The sequence below is a fragment of the Chlamydia sp. 04-14 genome (assembly GCF_036632095.1).
Taxonomy (GTDB): domain Bacteria; phylum Chlamydiota; class Chlamydiia; order Chlamydiales; family Chlamydiaceae; genus Chlamydia.
Window position 1 is genome coordinate 280,616 of the sequence record NZ_JAPYKW010000002.1, and the last position, 23,549, is coordinate 304,164.

The window sequence follows — 23,549 nt, forward strand, 5'->3', positions numbered from 1 at the left end:
TTCTAAATTTTGCTACTTTATGAAAGAATTCTCATGGGTTGCTGATCATGTAGAAAGATTATCATCTTTCTTACGTTCTCGGCTTCCCGATTATAAAAAACATATCATTCTTGATTCGGTACGTTATCACGGTTGTCGTGTAAACGGTCATCTGGAAAGGTTCGAATCTTATAAAGTTCAACCTGGAGATTGCATTACTTTAACCTTGCAAATAAGATCAGAGCCAAAAATCCTTTGGGAAGATCTACATTGTTGTATTTACGACAAACCTTCCCACATCTCTACGGAAGATCTGGCAAAAACAACAGGACTCAATATAGTCCATAGGCTAGATAGAGACACCACGGGATGTATCTTATTTGCCAAAAATGCAGATGCTGCTAATGCCCTCACGGAACTGTTCAAGAAACGAAAAATACATAAACAATACACTGCTTTAGTTTTTGGTCATCCAAAAAAATCTTCAGGAACCTTAATTTCTCATACCGCTCCTAGATCACGTCGTTGTGGTGCTGTAATTTTTGGAAATACAAATAAAGATCGTGGGAAGTTAACAATTACAAATTGGTCAGTGTTGTGTACTTATAAACACTATACTTTGATGCGTTGTGAACCAATTACAGGAAGGACACATCAAATCCGTCTACATATGCAAACTCTCGGTCATCCGGTTGTTGGTGATGTAGATTACGGAAGGAAAGAACAACCAAAAAATGTATTCCGTCCTCTACTCCACGCACATGCCCTAACCTTTACATCACCATTTTCTCAAGAGAAGGTAGATATTACAGCATCCTCATCTGGAGATCCTAGAGAAGTAGTCCCCCATCTACTACTGAAACGTTAAACTCGAGTTTCTGTTAAACCTCCGGTATTGCCTCCTCCATTATTGTTGCCATTGCCTCCCTGTCCCTGATTATTTCCTCCATTACCATTGCCTCCTCTAGGACGCGCGCCTTCCTGATCATAATTACGTCCATCCTGATTCACAGGCGGATTCACTCCTAGACCACTAACTGTAGCACGTGTAATTATAGGAGCTGTTGCAGCTGAGGGTTGTGTCACAACAGGACGGGCAGGAGTAATTCCTGCTGCTAACATCCATCTACTCGAGAAGTTTGCTAACAACTGTTGTCTAGACGCATCTCCAGGATTTCTCATTCTCTCTGCACGTTCAGCTTGCTCAGCGAAACATCTCGCTGCTAGATCCGCATAAGGATTTACTGGAGGAACATAGGGAGCAGGTCCACGATTACGCTCATTCATTAACCGACGATTATCTACGTCACTAATTAACTGTCGCATTCTACCTCTCTCATATATCCTTGCTCTTTCAGGATCTACAGTATCAGAAACAACACAGATACCTCGATAAGCAAGGATCATACATACGAGAGTCATCAAATCGCTTACATTGATCCAAATTTGTCGTCCTCCGTGAGAGGCTTTCATTAAAATCCTTCCCAAATCCTGCATTACAGCTGCAGCTGTAATCACACCCAAGGGTCCTACTGCTGGATTACGACGTGAGGTCACGGTAAGATCTGGAAGAGTAAGAGCTAACCTCTCCATATCAAACTCTGATGCTGCTACAACACCTCCATCTCCTCCCCATTTATGAAGTACGCGCACACAATCTTTTAATTGATTGGTATTGATATCACAGCTACTTGCCATTCCAGAGACAAAATTCGCTCGCAAAAATGCATTTTGCAAAACATTGCGATATCCTTGTGCAGCTCCCGCCCACATAGCATTAGTTTTATTTTTCAAAATTCCTGGAAGATCCCTGGAGCAGTTTCTACATTCCTGTCGAATCCTATCCATAGGAGGAAGTGTTACAGCGGTACTTCCAGATAAGAGACCTACGGTATCCATACCTAAATTGCTTAATGCCATCAAAAATATAGAATCACCGAACTCATCCTCTATTTCTTGTAATTCTTGCTCTAAAGCTCTTCTTGAATCAACTTGTACACCACAGCAATTCCCGAATAGACCACACAAACATCTTCCCAAACTCCCACAGCCACATTGTCCATCACTACATCCACATCGAGGACAACAACAATTTCCCTCACAACATGTATGGCAATTATCATAGCAGAACCGTCCACCACGTTGGGCAGACTCACTAGTTGCAGCAGCAGCAAGAATCGATGCTAAAGAACCCACAGCAGAACCTACAGGACCAGCCAAACCTGCTAACCCACTTAATGCCTTTACGGCTGTTCCTATACTAGATGAAGTAGATCCCTGACCACTCACTAAGTTTGCTAAAGCTCCAAGCCCTTGCTGCAACGCTGCACCATTTTGTCCCTGAAGCAAACTTAAAATAGATTGCGCACCCTGTTGGTAAGGACCAGAAGTAGAAGCAACACCTTGAAGCAAACCTATAAGCAATTGTGAACCTTGACCAGGAACACCACCAGGACCTTGTGCGAATAAACCTAAAAGCGTTTGAAGCATTTGCATCTGTTGCGTCTGATTCCCTCCTGGGGTAGGTTGCGCGGTAATCACAGGTGGAGGCTGCGTCGGAACTGGTGTGGGTATTGTTCCCCCTCCAGCTTGCGTCAGTAAAGATAAAAGCGCTTGTACCCCGGGATTAACTCCAGGAGTCGGCGCAACCGATTGCGGCGTTGTAATCCCTGGAATAGGTTGCGTGGTAATCACAGGTGTAGGCTGCGTCGGAACTGGTGTAGGTGTTGTTCCCCCTCCAGCTTGCGTCAGTAAAGATAAAAGCGCTTGCACCCCGGGATTAACTCCAGGAGTCGGCGCAACCGATTGCGGCGTTGTAATCCCTGGTGTAGATTGTGTAGTAATCACAGGTGGAGGCTGCGTCGGAGCTGGCGTAGGTGTTGTTCCCCCTCCAGCTTGCGTCAGCAAAGCTAAAAGTGCTTGCATGTTAGGATCCGTAGTAGGTGCGGGTGCTGGGGATGGAGCCGGAGAAGGCGTAGATGTTGGAGATGGAGCCGCACCACCTTGTGTGAGCAAACCTAAAAGCGCTTGAATACTTGCAGAAGTATGCACACCACCACTAGGACCAGGCTGCGCTGTAATTACTGGAGGATTAGGTCTAGAAGTTCCATCAATTTGTGACGTGTTATTTCCTCCTGAAGAGCCACCGCGTTGAAACCAATCATAAATACCAGCAGCTAGGCTCCTAACCCCTCCTGGACGCTGCGCTCCTCCTCCTCCACCCGTGGAATTTGTACCAGTATTTGAACTGCCGTCATCAAAAATAAAACCGGGATTCGTATTACCGCTACCTGTAGGCGATGTCATTTCTATTCTCCTTAACTAAAATAACAGACAAAGGGAAAACAACCCAAAGTCATTGATTTTCAAAAAATTAGCGCATCGGAGATTAGAGAAGATGAAATGAAATGTATAGAAAAAATTTGAATTTTAAAAAAAATGAGCATGTAATAGCCCTATTTGCTGTTTATTTCAGTATCCTTTACGGCTAAGACACTTATAAACAACTATGGTTGAGTTATTACATGCTCGGATTTATTAGTTTCAAAATAGTCTAGCTATTTTTGAAAATGGTTTAGTGTTAAGTTATACAGAAGTTTCTCTATATTCCTGAGCAACATAGATACCTCCGGAAGCTCTTGGAGATCTTACAACGGGTTGATCGACCTCATCATGTGCTTGTGTAGAGGCGTTTTTCAGAACTAAACCTGCAGCTCTCATCCACGGCATCGACATCTTAATAACAAGATTATCCCTAACTTCAGTTCTTGCTCTGTCTTTCAGAACCCTATAGTTATTTTCTCTCTTAGATGCGTTTCTAGCTATATGTGTGTATAAAACGGAAGCATTCATACTTGCTCTGATATCGCTTTGTTTATTCCTTTCTACTCGAACACGATTATCTTCAACTATAGCGAAAAGGTCTTTGATTTCCTGAGCATCATGAATTCTAGTATTCTCAGAACCCTCTCCATCAACTACAGAAAGATTTCTGTAAGCTAAAACAACACAAACCAATGTCATGAGATCTTCAGTAGATAACCAGATGTTGTTTCCCGTAGATACAGATGCAGACAGAATTCTAGATACACAAGTCATAACATCAGAAGCATCGGCAGCACCCAATCTACGATGTACTGTATCACCACGTTTCATAACCACAAGAGAAGTAAGGGAACCTACTAATCTTGATGAATCAAAAGGTTCATTAGTCGAAACAAATCCATGAGATCCCCAGGAACAATCGACAAGCACTTTTGCTCGCAATCTATTATCATTAATAACGATATGACGGTTGGATAAACCAGCAATAATTCCTTCTTTAAGAATTGGGTGAGACAAAAGATGCGGATAATTGCATGCAGCTTCTCCCCACATCTCTTTAGTTTTACTTTTGATAATACGATTAAGATCTTTAGAAGCAGATTCGCATTCAGACTTAACTCGATCCAAATTAGGTAATGTTACTTGCTTACCTGCAAGCAGATCTACTGTGTTTACACCTAAATTATTTAAAGCGATCAAAACAACAGCTGAGCTGTATTTGCTTTCTAACTTCTTAAATTCTTCTTCTGTAATACCACCTTGACGCGTATCTAAACTGCAGGATCTTGCAAAAAGACCACATAAGAATGAACCAAATCCTCCGCAACCTACAGCACCATCAGCACATCCACAACCTGCACATCCACAATTTCCTGAACAAGAATCTGCACAACCATCGTAACACGATTGCATAAGGAAACGTGCCTGCTCACTTTGTAATACTCCTGCAACTAAAGATACAATAGATACTGCAGCAGCTATGTTTGATTCCCCACCAGGATGTGTAGTTGAATATAAATTTTTGAGAGCAAGCAAGAAAGAACTCAATCCTTCAGGAAGCGGCAGGCCAAATGTTCCCGTTAACACACCCATGAGCTCATGCAACATGACTAAAGTAACAGCACCCCCTTCTCCCTTAAAGAATGTAAATAAGGTCTGCAACTGATGAGAGGATTGAAATACAGGCGTTGACATAAATATATCACAAAACTTACTGATATCTTCTGTAGAGGTGAAATCTCCTTCTTTAATTAAATCCAATAACTCTTTATATTGTTCTCTCGTCATACCCCCAGATACGTGATCCAAGAGCGCTTTGACTCTACCTCCACTAATATTATCGTGAAGTAAATCTTGTTTTAAAAGATCTATGAAAAAACCAAAAACTTGTGTACGCAGTATAGGAGATTTGTTCTCCTCAGGTTCCTCTGCAACTGCTAGAGATGACGTTTCAGCACATTCAAAAAGTGAAATATCATCTAAACACTCCATACTTGCACGAGGAGGTTGGGTGAGTATCGAAGATCTTGCAAAAAGTTCTGCTCCACATGAAACAGAACGAGCTGAAACAACTTCCCTAACATGATCTCGCAGAACAACTTGATCTTTATAAATTTCTTTTAAAAATTCTTCACAACTTATTTCATCTGTTTGCGATGCGCTATCACGTCTGATTGGATCCATATCTACATAAATATCTTCCAAGCTCGCGTCTAAAGCTGATAAAGCTACATTGGCTGCAGCCATAGCAACATCTCCTGCTTCTGAAACAAAAACAGAAGAGGTCACCGTAGAAGTATTTGGCGATGTTTGTGAGGTAGATGGTGTAGTTGAATTAGTCAACGCTGTTTCAGCAACAGTAGAAACCAATGATGTGCTCTCTGTAGCATTTGTCTCTTCTTGAGGTTCTCCAAAACCTAAAAAAGAACGAATATTCCCTAGTGGAAATGCCATGATTTTTCTCCTATTTTAATTTTATCCTATTCACTTACAGATCACACTAAACATAGGATTCTCCTTGCAAACTTGCGCAAGGGGCAGAGAGTTTATGGTTGTGAAATTAAAATGTAAATAAAAATTTTAATTGATAGTCAGGACAATGAAGAAAGAAAAATGCTTTGATGATTGATGAGCCAAGTGGATTTTCAAAGAGTTTCGTAATAATAAGGAATCTGCTAACCTCCCCATATCAATATGGACTTAGATAATAAGGTTGGCACATGTTAAAGATCGATTTAACTGGCAAAGTAGCTTTTATAGCGGGCATTGGCGACGATCAGGGCTATGGCTGGGGAATCGCTAAAATATTAGCAGAAGCTGGAGCTACTATCATTGTAGGAACTTGGGTACCTATTTATAAAATCTTCTCCCAATCCTGGGATTTGGGAAAGTTTAATGAATCAAGAAAATTGTCTGACGGAAGCCTCCTAGAAATTAAAAAAATCTATCCCATGGATGCAAGTTTCGATAAACCTGAAGATGTTCCTCAAGATGTTGCAGAAAACAAACGCTACAAAGGGATTTCAGGGTATACCGTTTCTGAGGTTGTTGAAAAGGTAACGAAGGATTTCGGTCATATTGATATTTTAATCCATTCTCTAGCTAATAGTCCGGAAATTTCTAAACCGCTTTTAGAAACATCACGTAAAGGCTATCTAGCAGCTTTAAGCACTTCGAGTTATTCTCTAGTTAGCTTATTAGCTCACTTCGGACCTATTATGAACTCTGGCGGCAGCAGTATCTCCTTAACTTATTTAGCTTCCTCACGTGCTGTACCCGGCTATGGAGGCGGTATGAGCGCAGCAAAAGCCGCATTAGAAAGTGATACCAAAATGCTCGCTTGGGAAGCAGGAAGAAAATGGGGAGTGCGTGTAAATACTATTTCTGCAGGTCCTCTAGCAAGCCGTGCGGGCAAAGCTATCGGATTTATCGAACAAATGGTCGATTATTACTTAGATTGGACTCCAATCCCCGAGCCTATGACAACAGAACAAGTCGGAGCTGCTGCTGCATTTCTAGTTTCTCCGCTAGCTAGTGCAATTACCGGAGAAACTCTCTATGTAGATCACGGAGCAAATATCATGGGAGTTGGCCCTGAAATGCTTCCTAAGGATTCTTAATACTCTGATACATTTCTACACCCGCCTCCCATGCTGGAAGAATTCCTAAATCTTTCGCTGGGGAGGCAAGAAAATCCGCTATGCCATGCATATGTTTTGGAGCAGAATTCATCACGATCTTAAAATCTCCACGCTCAATTAAATCAATATCGTTAGCATCGTCGCCAGAAGCCATAATGAAAGGTTTTTGACCTTCGTAGAGCAAATCGACAATACGATCAACGGCGTAACCTTTAGATACAGATTTGTCTGTCATGAATAAGATAGAGTAATCAAAATCAAAAGGCCATCGCATGAATGTGATAGTCAAATTCTCTACCAACTCTTTAGACTTGTGAATTCTTTCTTGTATCTTTTCCACTTCATCTTTTTTACCAAAAATTTTTGCAACAGCAAACATTTCATGAGGATAATCTCTAGAGAGCTTTTTACTCTCTACTAGCCTTTCTCTATCTTTTGCAGAGGGGAAATATACAGGATCTAAATGGCGTAAGAGCTCTTTTTCACTAGGACAGGACGTAAATCGATAATATCGATCATGGTTCATGGCTCCGGATTCTATGGAAAAGATCACATCACTATCTTCCACACACATCTCTAATGTATGTAAAATCTCATTAGGGATATCCTGAAAATAAAGAAACTTATTCTCCTCAGACGACCAAACACAAGCACCATTTTGACATCCTAATAAATAGGGAACTGCAAGGTCTTTGAATAATTGATTCGCATAAGAAAAATATCTTCCAGTGAGAAAAAATATTTTCCATCCAGAATGATGAAGGCAATGTAAATTCTTAATAATTTCAGGATCCAAATGATGCGGAAGATGCGTAATTGTACCATCTATATCTGTAATCAGTAATCTATCCATAAAGTAATCTTAACTCCCCTTAAACCTATCATGACTTTCCCACACATCCCAATATCTACATAGATTGATCATTAAAAAATTACATCTATTCTAAAGAACAAAATCAACATAAAACATGATAAAGAAAGAAACTATTAAAAACCCTTCAAGATCGATCTGAGTATATTCTCTTAAATTTTAAAATTAGTCATCTTAATTACATCGTTCTTGCAGGAATATACAAAGTTACAGTTTAATTTATTCTTGGAACCTATCAAACATTAAATTATAAGAACTGATCGAAAACAATTCGTTAGTGAAAAGTCCTAAAATCAAATTGTTTCTTAGTTATTCTATGACTATAGAAACCCAAAAAGGTCTTAAATATGCCTTATAAAATTTTTTCTTATCTAACATTTTGTATGGATGATCTTGCTCTTGCTGATACTTCTAGTGAGCAAATGAGCCTTCAAGGAATGTTTCCAGAAAATATGAAGCTGGAAATGTTTAAGATGTTAGGATCTTTAATGTTACTTCTTACACTATTCGGTATTGGAGTATGGGCATTTAAGAAGTTTCTAAAATCTAAAGGGCAAGGTTTTGGGAATACTTCAACTATTAAAATTCTTGATCGACGCTCCTTAAATCAAAAAACTTGTATCTACATCATTCGCGTGGTAAACAAAATTCTTGTCATTGCAGAATCAGGAGAAAAAATTACACTGCTTTCAGAATTTCCTCCCGACACAGATATTAATGAACTCCTCCAACAAAATGAAAAAAAAGGAACTTCGTCTACTTCTGATTTTCTTAGCAAGAGCATACGAAAATTTCATAAGAATAAAAAAGTAGATAATAGTCAGGTCTCTAATCTTACTGACGAAGAATTTTAAGCATATTTTATGAACAATTTGGAGTGTTTTAAATGACAACATGGTCTTTAAATCAAAATAATCTATCAAAATATCTCACACATGCAGGATTAGAGCCTCTTTTAGAAAGAGAAAGTGGATTAACTTATATCAACATCCAAGCAGAAGATCACGAGTTACCTTTGTTTTTTGTGATTCGTAGTGAAGGAGAAATTCTTCAGATGATCTGCTACTTCCCTTACCAACTCTATGACAACCAAAAAGAAGCCACAGCACGCCTTCTTCACTTGCTAAATAGAGATGTGGATATTCCTGGATTCGGAATGGATGAGGAACAGGGTTTAATTTTTTATCGTTTAGTAGTTCCTTGTCTAAATGGTGAAATTAATGAAAGATTGTTACGTGTATATATCGACACAATTAGGTTGGTTTGCGATAGTTTTTCTCACGCTATAGGCTTGATCTCTTCAGGAAATATGAATCTTGACGAATTGAAAAAACAAGCACGCAAAGAAAGACAGGAATAATTTAGGAAGATTTGATGACAGCATTGATTTTTTACGATACAGAAACTACAGGAACGCAGATAGATAAAGATCGTATTATAGAAATTGCTGCCTATAACAACGCTACTAAAGAATCCTTTGTAACCTATGTAAATCCTGAGATTCCTATTCCTGAGGAGGCATCAAAAATTCATGGGATTACTACATCTACAGTGACTTCAGCTCCCAAATTTCCAGAAGCCTACAAGCAATTTCGTGATTTTTGCGGAAATGAAGCTATTCTTGTCGCACATAACAACGATAGTTTTGACTTCCCACTACTTGAAAAGGAATGTCGTAGACATTCCTTAGAACCCTTATCTTTAAGAACAATAGATTCATTAAAATGGGCTCAAAAGTATCGTCCGGACTTGCCCAAACATAATTTACAATACTTACGTCAAGTATACGGTTTTGCAGAAAACCAAGCCCACCGTGCTTTAGACGATGTGATTACCTTACACAATGTATTTTCGGCTCTTATAGGAGATCTTTCTGCAGAACAAGTACTTGCTCTCATGGAAGAGAGCCGTCATCCTAAAGCATTTAAAATGCCTTTCGGAAAATATAGAGGCAAACCTCTAACTGAGGTCCCCGCGTCCTATATCCAATGGTTAGAAAATCAAGGTAATTTGGATAAAGATATGAAAGCTGCTATCGACTTAATGAAACAAATGACATGATACTCTCAGCTGCCTTTTCACCCTGCCCCAATGATATTTTCTTATTTCGTTCTTTTCTAGAACGTCATGAAGGCTTCTCGTTATTAAATCAAATTACCATTGCAGATATTGCAACACTAAATGAATTAGCTTTGCAACATCGCTGTTCTCTAGTAAAAATATCGGCAGCATTATTTCCAAAAGTTGCGGATAATTATACCCTCATGGAAGTAGGCACCATTATTGGTTGTGGTGTAGGGCCTCTACTATTAGCTTCGGACCCTACAACACCTCTAACATCTATAGCGACTCCTGGAGAAACAACAACAGCACATTTACTCTGTAAGATATTTTATCCTGATGCAAAACTCATCCCTATGAAATATAGCGAAATTCTTGCTGCTATTTTACGTAATGATGTAAGTGCAGGTGCAATCATTCATGAGGAAAGGTTCAGCTACAGCTCACAACTATTTTTAAGAGCAGATCTTGGGAAACTATGGGAAGAGAAAACACAACTTCCCTTACCTTTAGGATGCCTTGTTGTCTCAAAAACAGTTCCACAAACTATTGTAGATATTTTAACCCTAGCATTAAGAAAATCTCTATTTCTAGCATTGAAAGACCCTGAAGGATCTGAAAATAAAGCTTTAGAATATTCTAGAAATAAAGATACGACAGTTATTCGCAAATTCATCGATACATATGTAAATGATGAAACTCTTGTATTATCTAATTCAGGGAAAAAATCTCTCTATACATTATCGAATTATGTCAGCTGTCTTATCTAATTACTTTTGTAAAATTCTTCTTATTCTTGCGGATATGAATGAGGCTAAATCTCTCATTGAAGATTTTGATTTCACTCGAGTTAATAAAAACTTTTATGAATGTCGAGACACACACATGTCTATAGCTATGGACATGATCCTTTTAGAACAATGGGGAGAAAATGGCGTTATAAAAGCTTTAAGAAATACTAAATTAGAAAATTACGATTCTTGTGTGAATCTTGGTTTTGCTGGAAGCTGTTCTCCTGATCTTCCCTTGCAGACCTTCTATACGATCGATAAGGTATCACAGCTTAGCAAAACCTCCCCAGAACAACTCGATTCTGCAATAGCGTTAGAGATCATAGCTATTCCTAATCTTCCAAGAGCCAATTTAGTTTCTGCTCATGCTCCCTATAAATATGGATTTCATAAGACATTCCAACTTGTGGATATGGAAGGCTATGCTATTGCTCGATTATGTAAAAATCATAATCTACGTTGTATGATGATAAAAATCACTTCGGATTATGCTACGCAAGAAGGTGGAGAATACCTTAAAAAACACAGAAATGTGTTAGCTGAGAAACTTTCTTACGCATTCACTTCTTCTATCTATGATATTGTAGAAACTTCTATTCCTAGCCAAATCTAATTTTTGCTTTAGCCAAAAGAGAGCGGTGTAATCAATTCTGAACTTGTGGATGGAGATGCTTCCCAATCCTTGGTTCCTGATAATTCCCACATTTTCAAGAAAGCAGGGCATGACGATAAAAGTTCATCCTTTATTCCCTCTGCAACTTTCTTTCCTTGTTCTAAATAAATGACCCGGTCGACATATTCAAGAGTAGAGAGCTTATGAGCAATGATTATCTGGGTGCACTGACCTTTTAGCTGTCCTATGATCTCTTTGATGTAGTTTTCACTAATAGCATCTAAAGAAGATGTAGCCTCGTCTAAAATTAATATAGAGGCGTTTTTCAACAAGGCTCGCGCTATAGTCAATCTTTGCTGCTGTCCCCCAGAAAGATTTTTCCCAGATTCCTCAAGAAGACTATGGACTCCTTGGGGCATTTTTTGAACGAATTCGTACGCGTAGGCTTGTTTTAATGCATGAATGACATCGTCTTCAGGGATATCCTTACCGCAAGTAAGGTTATTCCAAATAGTATCATAAAATAGAAACGGGTTTTGTAAAACACAGCCAATATGATTTCTAAGAGAGGATTTGCTATAGTCTTTAATAGAAATACCGTCTAAAAGAATCTCTCCCTGCGATACCTCATATAGTCTGGGCAATAATTTACTAATCGTTGTTTTCCCACTTCCTGTAGGGCCAACAATACCAATTGCCTCACCTTTGTTTATTGTGAAGTTCAGCTCCTTAAGGACTGTTTTCTCATTATCATAAGAAAAAGAAACATCTCGAAATTCTACACTTCTTGTTAAACCAAGGAATTCTTGACTATCTTCAGACTCATTATGAAGGTCAGGATGAGAAAGCACTTCATAAAATCTTTCAGCAGCTGCACAACCTTTCATAATGGTTGTATTTTCATCCCCGAATTTCTTCACAGGATCATAGATAAGATATAGTAATCCACAAAATACAATGAGCTCTTCAGGAGGAATATTGAACTTATAGAGACCAATGATCACAACGAAAGCAAAGAATAAAGAAGCTATCGTATGTAATAATGGCCGTGGCAGCAAACCATAGGCTGCACTTTTTTCTTCGAGAGCAGCAATTTGATTATTTTGATCACAATACTTCTTAAAAGCAAAGGATTCTGTACGAAAGACCTTTACGGTGACAATTCCTGCAAGAAAATCTAAAAGCACCGAAGAAAATTTATCCTGATTTTTCTGGATTCTCTTTGCTAAGGCTTTGATTTTTCTAGCAATGATTACAATAGGAAGAATCAATACAGGAAAAGCAATGGACACCAAAAGAGAGAATTTCCAAGATATCGACAAACAAACGGCTAGAGCTAATGTTAGGGTTATTGGAGCTTGAACATAGTTAACCATTAAAGAGTTTACTGCTTGAGCAATACTTGTAGAATCAGTAATCACGCGACTACTCAGATTTCCCATATCGTGAGTATGGAAGAATGTCATTGGAAGTTTTTGTAGAGCTCTAAAATAATCTCTACGAAGATCACAACTTACACGGATAGCAACTACTTGAGATAAAAATCTCTGAAAGAACAAAGTTACCGCTTTAAAAATCGCCACAATGACTAGAAATAAAGCTAAAGATCCGAAACGTGATAGATCTATATGCTGAGAAATAAGGCGTGATAATCTGCTGGTTATGGATGTCGTTCCCCTTCCATAACGAGAAATATACGCGTGGGCCTGTGCAGAAGTTATCGTATCAGAATCAGGAGAGATATCCGACCATCTCTCTAAAATCTGCTCTTGGCTTAACTGTGAAGCCTTTACAAGGCGATTGTTTTCCTTGCGAGCGAAAAGAACAAAAGCATCGGGTCCTGTTTTTGCTATAATGCCTAAAGAAAAAATCTCTGCTTGAGAAGAGACGGTTAGTCCTAAAATAGCAAGTAGGGAGAAACCTAATAGCGTAAGATGCTTTTTATGCCTCAGGACCGCTTTCAGAAGAAGTTTCATAGAGACCTATAGTTCGAAATTTCTGATACCGCTTTTCTAATAAATCTTCTATCGATAGGTCTTTTAATCGTAACCATTCCTGAAGAATGAAATCTTGAACATCGCGATATACGGCAGCAGGATCGTGGTGTGCCCCACCCACCGGCTCCTTAATTACAACATCCACAATAGCAAATTGCTTGAGATCCTCACCATGCATTTTTAACATGGCGGCCGCCTCACTATTCTTTTTAGGATCTTTCCAAAGAATAGAAGCACAACCTTCAGGAGAAATTACAGAATAGTAGGAATGCTCTAACATAGCAATGACATCGCCGATTGCCATTCCTAAAGCACCTCCAGAACACCCCTCACCAATAACAAGAACCATAATCGGGGTTTTTAATCTAGCCAATTGGAAAAGGTTATTGGCAATAGCCCATCCCTGACCACGTTCTTCCGCGGTAAGACCAGGGAAAGCCCCGGGAGTGTCTACTAAGAAAATGATAGGCAAACCGAATTTCTCGGCCATTTTTGCTAGGCGCAATGCCTTGCGGAAACCTTCAGGACAAAGCATCCCAAAATTTCTATGCATACGAGAAGAGGTATCGCACCCTTTTTCCTGACCAATAAGCATGAAGCGCTGGCCCTGAATTTTAGCTAATCCCCCAACAACGGCAGGATCATCACGAAACGTACGGTCTCCACAAAGTTCGACAAATTCCTCGCACATGCCTTCGATATAATTCACCGAACGAGGACGAGAGGGATGACGGCAAATCTGCACACGCTCCCACGGTGTCAAATCAGAATAGATCTTCTCTTTTAACTTATCTAAACGCCTTTCCAATTTCTGTATCTCTGAGGAAGAGAGTAAAGAATTTTTTTTATTTTTTTCTTTAAACTCGGCTATCGTTTTCTCGTACTCTACCACTTGTTTTTCGTGGGGAAGAAGCTCCATAATAACGTTTTCTCCTCTTACAGAAAGGATAATTTTAATACAAATAATTCTTAAAAAACAATTATAAGATTACTTTATTTTGAATTTTCAAAAAAATAATAAACTATTAATTACGTTTTTCAAAAACAACAGAGACGCTAGCATCCTGGTAGGGAATATTAATCAAAAAATTACTTCCCCAAAATCTTTCTTTTCCCTGTAAAGAAAAAATTTCCATATGGGGACTGGAACACAGAATACGCAGGGAGTCCCTTTCTCCATGAATTATTACATCATTTGACGGCCCTTTATAGGAATCCAGAGAACTTGACCGCAATCTAGGACCTTCAACGACTTGACAACTTTTTCCCTTACAGAAAATCGAAAATGTAGACTTGCAAGGATCTTCTTCTATCATAGAGCGTACGTGACACTGTCTCTCTGAGATTTTGATATGATGACGAATTTTCGACCCCAGATAAGCATCTTGTAGGTAAGAAAACCCTGTAATCCTCGGACAAGGTAGTGCTGTGGCACAAAGAAAAGAGATTTCCGTAATACCCTGACTTTCTAAAATGGAGAAATCTTTAACCATTCCACAAAGACCAAATCCCTGGCAATCACTAATGTCTCCGCAACACGGACCGTAGTTTACTACACCCACGTCTCCGGAATAATAAGCCCCAACACCACTTTTACATCCCGATCCAGAAACAAAAATGGATGAGGAACGTGTTCGTTGCATCCAAAAACCTAGATTAGGATCTGTAAAACCATATTCACTAGCTACCTGTTGATCTAGCTGATATAGGAAAGACTTACTTAATGTGGTCTTTTCCTTTATAGATCGCGTATGCTCCTGACTCCATAGGGCAGGAAAAATCGTAGCCTCATGCATAAATAATGCCTGCTGGAAAGAATTCATCATTTCAGCGTATTTCAAACTGTTATCGTAGAATCTAGAGATCTGCAAAAGTAAAAGTCCAAGTTCTGCATGTTCTCCTGGATAGGGAAGACCTTTCCAAGGAAACCCCCCACGACAAAATAAGCGTGTCGCTCCAGAACATTCTTGTTCTAATTTTAAGAAATCTAATCCTAAGTCTTGTCCCTCTTCCAAAGCCATAAGCAAATAAATTGCCCGTGCTATGTCGTGAACTTTCAATAAAGGATGGTGTCGGAAAAATTTAAAGACGGAATTGCGAAGTTTCTTATCCTGACAAGCATAGATTAATTGCTTAACCTGCGAATCAAAATTCGAATGGGGAAACACTTCGATACATTCTTGCAATCTTAGCTGTGATCCCATCACTATTCACAATTTTTTACTCAGAAACGGATTGCGTCCAGACAATAATAACAAAAAACTTTAGAGTCAAGTCCCTAAGTAATCCTAAAAACTTGACCCTGATAAATTAGATAAAAGAGAAAGGCACGAAATTAGGAATGCTTCGAAGGAGTTTCGATTAAGCGTTTCATTCTTTTTCCTGGAGTAAATTTCACGGCACGTCTTGCAGGAATGTGAATGGGAACAGTAGCGTTTTTAGGGTTGCGCCCTACTTTAGGTTTTCTTTCTACAACCTGTAAAACGCCGAAATCTCTAAACTCTAACCTATCACCTTTGACTAGAGCATCTGTCATTTTATCCAAAAAATTTTGGATTACAGTACGCACATGATTCGGATGAATCTTGTGATCTTGTGATATTGTACTGATCAGTTTTTTCTTGGTCATGGTAGCCATATTAGCCGTTGCCTCCTAATTAAAGTGCCCTAAAGTAACTTGTTGAGTAGCCCTAAATAATAAACTTTTGAAGTATATGCGTATCATATCTATTCATCCTTTGGATTCAAGACATTTTTTAAAAATACGTAGTTGTTCTATATCGTTATAAGTAACGAAGATTCATATTTGCCAAAACTTATGATTGCTGCATCTTACAGTCCGACAAAAAATTCTAAGCTTTCATATTCTAATTTAATAACGGCAAACGCGTGACTTCTTTAATCTAACTTGATAAAGTACTGGACCTGGTGTCCTCGTAGCTCAGTAGGATAGAGCGGTTGCCTCCTAAGCAGCAGGCCATGCGTTCGAATCGCATCGAGGACGACCCTTTCTTTCCTTCATTTTTTCTCATTAGAAATTCAACTCGCCTTTGCAGAAAGTTTTCTGGCCTTAATATTCGCTAAACTCGTTTTTTGAAAATTAGGACCAGTAAGAAACGTATGGATGCCTTCGGCTATGCCTTTGGCTATATGCATTCGGTAACGTGCATCTAAAAGCGCGGCTCGTTCTCTAGAATTAGAAAGAAATCCGGTTTCAATTAAAATCGCAGGCATTGTTGTTTCTCGAATAACAGCGAAGTTCCCGTTCTTCACTCCTCGATTTTTCAACGCCCCATTTTTTTGCATTGCGTTTAGGACATCCTTAGCTAGAGCTTCTGAAGCGCGGCTTCTTGAAGCAACATTATTTTTACCATTATAAAAATATACTTCAGTACCAAAGGCTGATGTGTTAGACGAATAGTTACAGTGGATACTGACAAAAATATCAGCTTTGTTTTGATTTGCTAAAGCCGCTCTTTTCCCTAGATCTACATAAACATCCGATGTTCGGGTAAGAACTGGCTTATACCCCATTCTCTTGAGATAACTCTGTAGTGAAAACGCAAGAGATAAGGTCAAAGACTTTTCCTCATAATGAAATTCTTTACTCGCCGTGCCTTGATCTTTACCCCCATGTCCTGGGTCAATAAAGATCACTTCATTGCGACGTACACGCTGTGGAGGCGCACTTTCAGCTGCGATTCCTCCAAAAGTCATTCCAAAGATACAGAAAGTAAGCAAGGTATAGCGATTAGACATGAGATGACAACACCTCGCGCACAATTTCCTTATCATCAAAAGCGATGGTTTGATGTTTAAAGATCTGGTATGTCTCATGCCCTTTCCCTGCCACTAACACTATATCCCTATCTGAGGCAATGGACAAAGCATATGTAATTGCTTGTTTTCTGTCGATTTCGATGGAAAAATTTCTTTTTACAAATCCTGAACAAATATCCTTGATGATGTTTTCTGGATCTTCCCCTCGGGGATTATCCGAAGTCACAACAGCAAATCCGTATCTTTCGACTACATTAGCCATAATTTTTCGTTTGCTTTGATCTCTGTCTCCTCCACATCCAAAAACAACAATGAGTCTTCCTTCTTCAGGAAGTAAAGTATGTAATGTTTTGCACACGTTTTCTAAAGCATCTGGAGTATGTGCATAATCAATATAAATAGGACAGGGTCCAGAAAATACAGGTTCTAAGCGTCCTCTAGGAGATTCCACATTCGCCACTAAAGAGATCAGCTTCTGCAAATCACAAGCACACCTTTGGTGCGTGACTGCTATAGCTGCAAGAATATTATAAACGTTATGTTTTCCTATTAAAGGTAGGCGACACGGGAAAGATTCCCCTCTATAGATCAAATCAAAGTCTGTCCCAAAAGGAGAAGATCTTAAATTCGCAGCTAGATAATCTGATGGCCTCTCTATACCATAGGTAATGTGCCGTGCTTGAGCGACTTCTAAAAATCGCGAAGCGTAAGACAAATCACTATTTACGACGGCTAGTCCTGTAGTCGGAAGCATAGAGAATAATTTCAGCTTCGCATTTACATACTCTTCAAATGAACCATGGAAATCCAAATGATCAAGAGTAATGTTAGTTAAAACTCCAATATCAAAATCGATGTGAGCTAGCCTCTCTAAAACAAGACCTATGGAAGAAACTTCCATAACAGCAGAGGTTAGACGGTTTTTCACCATCTCGGCTAAATACTTTTGTAATAGACAAGATTCGGGAGTGGTATAACCATCTTGAATACGACTGTTCCCTAAAATATGCTCGATCGTTCCTATCAAGCCCGAAGGCTTATCGCAAGCATCAAATAAGAATTTTATTAAATGGGAAACCGTAGTTTTCCCATTGGTGCCTGTAACACCTATAACACAGAGTTTTTTAGAGGGGTAATTATAATATTTTGCAGAAAGCTCTGCCTCAAGCCGAGGGAGATTTGAAGAGATAATTTGAACGACTGATAGAAAAGGATTATAAATTGAAGAAGCTATAGCAATAGCTCCGTTTTCAATAGCAAGCACTGAAAAATCATTTCCATCATAATGCTTGCCCTTATTGGCTATAAAAATGTCTCCCAATCCAACATTACGGGAATCTTTGGTAAGATTTCTCACCTCTACGGGAGAAATTTTTCCATAAACCTTTGCATCTATGTTGTTAAGGAGTTCTTTTAAATTCATTTTTTAGCCCGAGGTTCCTTTCTCAAGGAATGCCCCCTTCTATATACAAAATTGTTCTTAATATGTCTGTAGATACTCTTTTATCTGTGAACGCAGAAAAAAAGTTTCGTTCGTGCTCACGCATTGTAAATAAACTTTCGAATATCAACGATGGCTCAAAAAAATTACCGCCGAACTAGTTTACTTACAACAATTAAAATAGTCCATCTAATTTTTTCTTCTGTTCAAAAATTATGATATTTTTATGGTGAAAAGAGTTTTTTTACTGATAAAATTCTCCCCTCTCCAATGAGAAGAATAAAATCCATGAGGATAGAGATGAACCGACCTCTTGAATATCAGACTAATGTAATAAAAAATGGCTGTTTTTATAGAGATAATGAACAATTCGCCGCGCATGTTAGAAATTTCCCAAAAATCATTCAATACGGATGCATACGTAATCGTCAGGGCATCGTGCACAACGACTGGCTGTTGAATAATAAAAATTCTATTTTAGAAACTATCGCGCGCGCTCTCCCCATATTGGGGAATATCTTAGGAGCTGCCAAGCTATTTAGCATCTTCGCCGCCCCCACTAAAGCAGATAGTAAAGTAGATATTACTCTTCATACCTTGGCAGGAATCTTTGAAATGCTCAGCCTGGGTTTAATTGTACTAGTGTTAAAAATAATTTTTACAATTATATCGTTGTTAGTCCGTCTTTGTCAGAAACAACAGGAATTTTCTCAAGCCCGTATTTATTACAATTTAGCAATCTAAGTTTATTTCCCCGAACGATTCCATTCCTCATACAAAGATTTGATAGAAGCGACTTCTTTCTTGTAATCGTATTTCTGTTTATCTTCGGGGACACCTAGATAAGCTAGTGCTCGATCAGCCACACGACCAAATACCGGAGCAGCACATCTACCTCCCATATAATTCTTAGTGCCGTCCTCTCGAACACCATGATCGGGATCATCTATAGAAACAAGCATAACAAGAGGAACGCTAGTTTCTTCTCCAGGATATATGGGCGTGATTCCAATAAATGAAGAAATATGACGATGCTTGTCATACTTCCCATTAACAAGTTTTTCTGTTGTTCCTGTTTTCCCAGCACTAGAATGATTTTTAGGGGAAGCCCGATATCCTGTGCCCCCAGGATATGTAGTAAATCGGATAGCTCTCAACACTTCGTCAACGATATTTTGAGAAAGGATCCTTTCTCCTCTAACTTGAGGATGTAACACATATTCTTGTCCAGAAGTAGTCACAATTTTCTTTACCAAAGTAGGACGTACATTGTAACCACCGTTAGCAAGAATCGCATAAGCCCTCACCATCTGTATTCCTGTGGCAAGAATATTGTAACCCATAGCAAGAGAATATGGAGTCGATAGAGACCATTCAGGAACACCGTTGATATGAAAACGCTTTGGTGACGGCACTAATCCCGACGCCTCTCCGGGCAACTCTATTCCCGTTTTTTTACCAAATCCTAATAACAACAGCTTCTCTTCATACCAATGACTTCCTAAGTTCTGTACTATACGATCAGCAAGTTGTGCAACATAGACATTGGATGATTTTTGTATCGCCATATACATATTTAAACGACGATTTGATGAAATATCCTTGAGTGGAAATTGTTTTCTTCCAGGAAAGACCGTACGGGTAACATCGATAGGTTCAGAAGGATCGAATAAAGGTTTCCCTGATTTTTCTAACATCTCTTCGTTTGCAAGCAATCCAATAGCAATAGTAAGAGGTTTCATAATAGAACCTGGTTCGAAAACATCACTTACTGATTTTACTTTCGTATGCTCTATCTTTTCCTTATCATTGAAAAAGTCCTTATACTCTGCAGGATTGAAAAAAGGATATTGCGCTAAGGCTAGAATATCCCCAGTATAGGCATTCATTAAAATCAAGCGCCCACCCTTAGCCCGAGCTTCTTTCACACCTTTTTCTAATTCCTCTTCAGCGATTGTCTGTATACACGGATTAATAGTCAGATAGATATCCGATCCATCCCTAGGAATTTTTGTAACTTTATCGAGATCTAAACGATTTAAAGGAGAGCGAAGAAATTTGCGCTCTCCAGGTTCTCCTTCAAGAATGTGATTGAAATACGCCTCTAATCCTCCGGTAGGAAAGGCTTTTCCTGTTTTCTCATCCTTCACTTCTCTAAGAGTATGGAGAACTTGACCTAGAAGTTTTCCAAAAGGATACGACCTTTGATAGTCGGTCATAAAAAACAAAGCATTGGAAGGTATTTTAGATTTGGATGCATACCCTCGCCACCAAGAAAGAATTCGATCACGTTCAGCACGATCTAGCCATAGAAATAACTTTCTATGCCTAGACTTCCTATCAAATTCTCCTCGCAACTTTCCGTAATCCCCATCGCCAACAAGATTAAATATTTTCTCAGCAACGGTATCGCGATGTTCTTCTGGAATGGCTACAGCATCTAAACAAAGATGAAATTTAGTAATATCGACAGCTAGAGGCTGTCTCTGCTCAGGGTCTCCTTTACGTACATTCATCTGAGAAAAGAATGTTCCCCGACGAAAAGGATCCTTAACTCGAAATTCATGTTGCCCTAATGCCTCGGCAGCCCAACGTTTCCCCTCACAAATCTGAATTTTATAATAACGTATAATAAGGAAAGAGTAGGAGAGCAAAACCCCACAAGTAATCATTGTTAAGTATTTACGATGATTCATAGGTCACAATACAAACACTATCTTCTGTAGGATATTGGAGATATTGATATTCAGGAAGGCTTGCTATATGCATGAGATGTTCAGGACTTTCTATTTTATCAATAAGAAAACCCAAAGCAATATTTTCTTGTTCTCTTTGGCGTAACTTTGACCATAAAGAAGGAATTTCCAATCGCAATTTAGTCAGATCATTTTGTTTATTAATATAGGAATAAAGTAAACCACCTAGAAAACAAAAACAAAAAAACAGACGCAAAAACCGATATTTATTCATGAGAATTTCTTTTCAAAGCAACGGAGTTTTGCCGATCTACAACGAGGATTTTTTCTTGTTTCTTCATATGTAGGCATAACGACTTTCTTAGTAAGAATTTGTCCTAGTCCCGACTTCTCAGCCTCTTTAAAAAACCATTTTACAGGACGATCTTCCGAACTGCAAAATGAAATAATCACCAAACGCCCCTCAGGAGCAAGCCAACGCATAGCAGACTCTAGCAATACTTTCAACTGCAGGTCCTCTTGATTTACATACACTCGTAAAGCTTGGAAAATTAAAGTCAGTGGATGGATTTTCTTACGTAAACGATATGAAGGGAAAACCCTTCCTGTTGCTTCTTTTAAATCTTTCACAGTAATAATTTTCTTATGTCTTCTAAAATGCACCACAGCTTTAGCTACATTTTTCCAATGTGGTTCTTCTCCATATTCACGAAAAATCTTACCTAACTCTTCTTCGCGAAGCGTGTTTAATACTTCACTTGCTGTGATTCCCTTAGAAGTATCCATGCGCATATCTAAATCATGATTTTCTCCTTGAAAACTAAAACCACGGGATAAAGTATCTAACTGCATAGAAGAAACTCCAAGATCAGCAAGTATACCATCATAAATACCTTCCCTAGGGTCGTTAGCAAGATCCTCAAACGAGGCATGACGAAGGTGAACGCGATCTCCAAATTTTTCTAAACGTTCCTTTGCTAAAGATAAAGCTGATGCATCACGATCAGAGCCATCATAAGAAATTATAGAAGGATAGGCAGAAAGAAACGCCTCAGCATGACCCCCAGCTCCTACAGTGACATCACAGAAAGATCGTGGGTTTCGATTAGAAAACCACGACAAACACTCGTTTACTAATACCGGAATATGGGAAGGAACCTCAGACACAAAAACGCCTAAATCATTCTAAAAACAACAATACGAGAAAAATATACACCATTAGAGAGAATGGGGAAAGATTTCTATTATTTGTCATTTTTGATTTTAAGAATAATTAAGACTATTGACTTTTTCCTTTACCCTATTATGATTTAGAAAGTAGGGTTTTAAAGGCTGTATTATGGTAGAAATTTTTAATTACAGTACCTCTGTTTACGAAAAACACGCGTCTAACAATAAAGTAGTGAACGATTTCCGCAAGGAAGTTCACATGGAAAGTTTGACGATCCGTGATGTAGCGAAGCATGCCCAAATTTTGGACATGACGCCAAAACCCTCGGCTTTATCTTCTCTTATGCAGACGAATAAGAAAACCCATTGGGCATTCTTTTCGCCTCCTAATAACTTCCATAAACAGCGATTCTCGACTCCTTATTTAGCCCCTTCATTAGGATCTCCTGATCAACAGGATGATGATTTGGAGAAAATTTCTTCCTATTTAAAGGTACTGACTCGAGGAAAATTCTCTTATCAAAGTCGTGTAACACCTTTTCTCTCTTATAAAGATCAAGAAGAAAGCGAAGAAGAGGAAGAAGAAGCTTCTGATTCTGAAGAAGACGTTATCGTTCAAGAAGGAAAAATCTTACTCAAAGCTATTGATCTAGGATTGAAGTCTTCTAATATCATGATCGATTATGTTATTTCTCGTATTTTTCAATTTGTTCAAGGCTAAAATATGTTGGATAATGAATGGAAAGCCATCTTAGGATGGGGAGATGAAGAACTCGAAGAATTACGTATTTCTGGATATATTTTTCTTCGTCAGGGACATTACCAAAAAGCCATCCTCTTTTTCGAAGCCTTGGTTATTTTAGATCCATTAAGTATTTATGATTTCCAAACTCTTGGCGGATTATATTTACAAATTGGAGAGAATGCTAAAGCTTTAGGAGTCTTAGACCAAGCTTTACGTATGCAAGGAGATCATCTCCCTACATTATTAAATAAAACTAAAGCTCTCTTTTGTTTGAATCGTATTGACGAAGCCTCTGCCATAGCTGTTTATCTTACATCGTGCGACGATCCTATAATCGCTAATGACGCCGAAGCTTTGCTTATGAGCTACACTAAAAGAACGATCAAAAAGCCTGTTGCTCTTTCTAATTAATCTTGTGCGTGCTTATTAAGAACGTTCGC

At 38.7% G+C, this 23,549-nt stretch carries 22 protein-coding genes and 1 tRNA gene; 11 read left to right on the top strand and 12 right to left on the bottom strand.

Translation table 11 applies throughout. From position 1 onward, the window contains the following. Nucleotides 1-19 precede the first annotated feature (19 nt). Nucleotides 20-847: an RluA family pseudouridine synthase gene (locus O6937_RS03830; RefSeq protein WP_332390338.1), complete on the top strand. Its 828-nt coding sequence runs from the start codon at nt 20-22 to the stop codon at nt 845-847. Here O6937_RS03830 and O6937_RS03835 read toward each other — a convergent pair. Together O6937_RS03835 and O6937_RS03840 are read right to left on the bottom strand one after the other, a co-directional pair. Then, nucleotides 844-3,285 (bottom strand): hypothetical protein, encoded by a 2,442-nt coding sequence (locus O6937_RS03835; protein WP_332390339.1) that lies wholly within the window; start codon nt 3,283-3,285, stop codon nt 844-846. The genes O6937_RS03830 and O6937_RS03835 overlap by 4 nt on opposite strands. A 279-nt stretch (nt 3,286-3,564) precedes the next feature. After that, nucleotides 3,565-5,757 (bottom strand): hypothetical protein, encoded by a 2,193-nt coding sequence (locus O6937_RS03840; RefSeq protein ID WP_332390340.1) that lies wholly within the window; start codon nt 5,755-5,757, stop codon nt 3,565-3,567. A gap of 266 nt (nt 5,758-6,023) precedes the next feature. Between O6937_RS03840 and O6937_RS03845 the strand changes: the two genes are divergently transcribed. Beyond that, complete coding sequence (locus O6937_RS03845; RefSeq protein ID WP_332390341.1) at nt 6,024-6,923, top strand: enoyl-[acyl-carrier-protein] reductase; 900 nt, start codon at nt 6,024-6,026, stop codon at nt 6,921-6,923. On the opposite strand, the gene O6937_RS03850 is transcribed toward O6937_RS03845, so the two are convergent. Beyond that, the gene (locus O6937_RS03850; protein ID WP_332390342.1) at nt 6,910-7,797 is read right to left on the bottom strand and encodes an HAD family hydrolase; all 888 of its coding nucleotides are present in this window, start codon (nt 7,795-7,797) and stop codon (nt 6,910-6,912) included. The genes O6937_RS03845 and O6937_RS03850 overlap by 14 nt on opposite strands. Before the next feature lie 365 nt (nt 7,798-8,162). Here O6937_RS03850 and O6937_RS03855 point away from each other — a divergent pair, with 365 nt between their 5' ends. The 5 genes from O6937_RS03855 to O6937_RS03875 are packed head-to-tail and all read left to right on the top strand — an operon-like array spanning nt 8,163 to nt 11,280. Beyond that, complete coding sequence (locus O6937_RS03855; protein ID WP_332390343.1) at nt 8,163-8,669, top strand: FliO/MopB family protein; 507 nt, start codon at nt 8,163-8,165, stop codon at nt 8,667-8,669. A gap of 32 nt (nt 8,670-8,701) precedes the next feature. Further along, nucleotides 8,702-9,175, top strand: coding sequence for a YbjN domain-containing protein (locus tag O6937_RS03860; protein ID WP_332390344.1), 474 nt, complete (start codon nt 8,702-8,704; stop codon nt 9,173-9,175). 14 nt (nt 9,176-9,189) lie between these two features. Further along, a complete protein-coding gene (locus O6937_RS03865; protein WP_332390345.1) occupies nt 9,190-9,876 on the top strand; it encodes a putative quorum-sensing-regulated virulence factor in 687 nt (228 codons plus the stop codon). After that, the gene (locus O6937_RS03870) at nt 9,873-10,646 is read left to right on the top strand and encodes a 1,4-dihydroxy-6-naphthoate synthase (RefSeq protein ID WP_332390346.1); all 774 of its coding nucleotides are present in this window, start codon (nt 9,873-9,875) and stop codon (nt 10,644-10,646) included. The genes O6937_RS03865 and O6937_RS03870 overlap by 4 nt, the downstream gene beginning before the upstream one ends. After that, nucleotides 10,627-11,280 carry a phosphorylase family protein gene (locus tag O6937_RS03875; protein ID WP_332390347.1) on the top strand — a complete coding sequence of 218 codons (654 nt, stop codon included), beginning with the start codon at nt 10,627-10,629 and terminating at the stop codon, nt 11,278-11,280. Before O6937_RS03870 ends, O6937_RS03875 begins: the two co-directional genes overlap by 20 nt. Before the next feature lie 8 nt (nt 11,281-11,288). On the opposite strand, the gene O6937_RS03880 is transcribed toward O6937_RS03875, so the two are convergent. The 4 genes from O6937_RS03880 to O6937_RS03895 all read right to left on the bottom strand — a co-directional run bounded on the left by O6937_RS03880 (nt 11,289) and on the right by O6937_RS03895 (nt 15,915). Further along, on the bottom strand, nt 11,289-13,256 hold the full coding sequence (locus tag O6937_RS03880) for an ABC transporter ATP-binding protein (protein ID WP_332390348.1): 1,968 nt from the start codon (nt 13,254-13,256) through the stop codon (nt 11,289-11,291). Then, nucleotides 13,222-14,196, bottom strand: coding sequence for an acetyl-CoA carboxylase carboxyltransferase subunit alpha (locus tag O6937_RS03885; RefSeq protein ID WP_332390349.1), 975 nt, complete (start codon nt 14,194-14,196; stop codon nt 13,222-13,224). The genes O6937_RS03880 and O6937_RS03885 overlap by 35 nt, the downstream gene beginning before the upstream one ends. Before the next feature lie 106 nt (nt 14,197-14,302). Further along, nucleotides 14,303-15,487: a hypothetical protein gene (locus tag O6937_RS03890; protein ID WP_332390438.1), complete on the bottom strand. Its 1,185-nt coding sequence runs from the start codon at nt 15,485-15,487 to the stop codon at nt 14,303-14,305. 125 nt (nt 15,488-15,612) lie between these two features. After that, nucleotides 15,613-15,915 (bottom strand): HU family DNA-binding protein, encoded by a 303-nt coding sequence (locus O6937_RS03895; RefSeq protein WP_006344016.1) that lies wholly within the window; start codon nt 15,913-15,915, stop codon nt 15,613-15,615. Between the two features lie 292 nt (nt 15,916-16,207). Between O6937_RS03895 and O6937_RS03900 the strand changes: the two genes are divergently transcribed. Next, a tRNA-Arg gene (locus O6937_RS03900) sits at nt 16,208-16,281 on the top strand. 35 nt (nt 16,282-16,316) lie between these two features. Here O6937_RS03900 and O6937_RS03905 read toward each other — a convergent pair. Both O6937_RS03905 and O6937_RS03910 read right to left on the bottom strand, forming a co-directional pair. Next, the gene (locus O6937_RS03905; RefSeq protein WP_332390350.1) at nt 16,317-17,036 is read right to left on the bottom strand and encodes an N-acetylmuramoyl-L-alanine amidase family protein; all 720 of its coding nucleotides are present in this window, start codon (nt 17,034-17,036) and stop codon (nt 16,317-16,319) included. Next, entirely contained in the window at nt 17,029-18,480 is a 1,452-nt protein-coding gene (locus O6937_RS03910; RefSeq protein WP_332390351.1) for a UDP-N-acetylmuramoyl-L-alanyl-D-glutamate--2,6-diaminopimelate ligase, read from the bottom strand. The genes O6937_RS03905 and O6937_RS03910 overlap by 8 nt, the downstream gene beginning before the upstream one ends. A gap of 318 nt (nt 18,481-18,798) precedes the next feature. On the opposite strand from O6937_RS03910, the gene O6937_RS03915 reads away from it, so the two are divergent. Then, nucleotides 18,799-19,242: a hypothetical protein gene (locus O6937_RS03915; protein ID WP_332390352.1), complete on the top strand. Its 444-nt coding sequence runs from the start codon at nt 18,799-18,801 to the stop codon at nt 19,240-19,242. Between the two features lie 2 nt (nt 19,243-19,244). Here O6937_RS03915 and O6937_RS03920 read toward each other — a convergent pair whose 3' ends face one another. The 3 genes from O6937_RS03920 to rsmH are packed head-to-tail and all read right to left on the bottom strand — an operon-like array spanning nt 19,245 to nt 22,361. Then, nucleotides 19,245-21,194: a peptidoglycan D,D-transpeptidase FtsI family protein gene (locus tag O6937_RS03920; RefSeq protein ID WP_332390353.1), complete on the bottom strand. Its 1,950-nt coding sequence runs from the start codon at nt 21,192-21,194 to the stop codon at nt 19,245-19,247. Beyond that, nucleotides 21,181-21,468 carry a hypothetical protein gene (locus tag O6937_RS03925; protein WP_332390354.1) on the bottom strand — a complete coding sequence of 96 codons (288 nt, stop codon included), beginning with the start codon at nt 21,466-21,468 and terminating at the stop codon, nt 21,181-21,183. The genes O6937_RS03920 and O6937_RS03925 overlap by 14 nt, the downstream gene beginning before the upstream one ends. Further along, nucleotides 21,465-22,361 (bottom strand): 16S rRNA (cytosine(1402)-N(4))-methyltransferase RsmH, encoded by an 897-nt coding sequence (gene rsmH / locus O6937_RS03930; protein WP_332390355.1) that lies wholly within the window; start codon nt 22,359-22,361, stop codon nt 21,465-21,467. Before rsmH ends, O6937_RS03925 begins: the two co-directional genes overlap by 4 nt. A 172-nt stretch (nt 22,362-22,533) precedes the next feature. On the opposite strand from rsmH, the gene O6937_RS03935 reads away from it, so the two are divergent. Together O6937_RS03935 and O6937_RS03940 are read left to right on the top strand one after the other, a co-directional pair. After that, on the top strand, nt 22,534-23,085 hold the full coding sequence (locus O6937_RS03935) for a DUF5399 family protein (protein WP_332390356.1): 552 nt from the start codon (nt 22,534-22,536) through the stop codon (nt 23,083-23,085). A gap of 3 nt (nt 23,086-23,088) precedes the next feature. Further along, the gene (locus O6937_RS03940) at nt 23,089-23,520 is read left to right on the top strand and encodes a type III secretion chaperone (RefSeq protein WP_332390357.1); all 432 of its coding nucleotides are present in this window, start codon (nt 23,089-23,091) and stop codon (nt 23,518-23,520) included. Nucleotides 23,521-23,549: the final 29 nt, after the last annotated feature.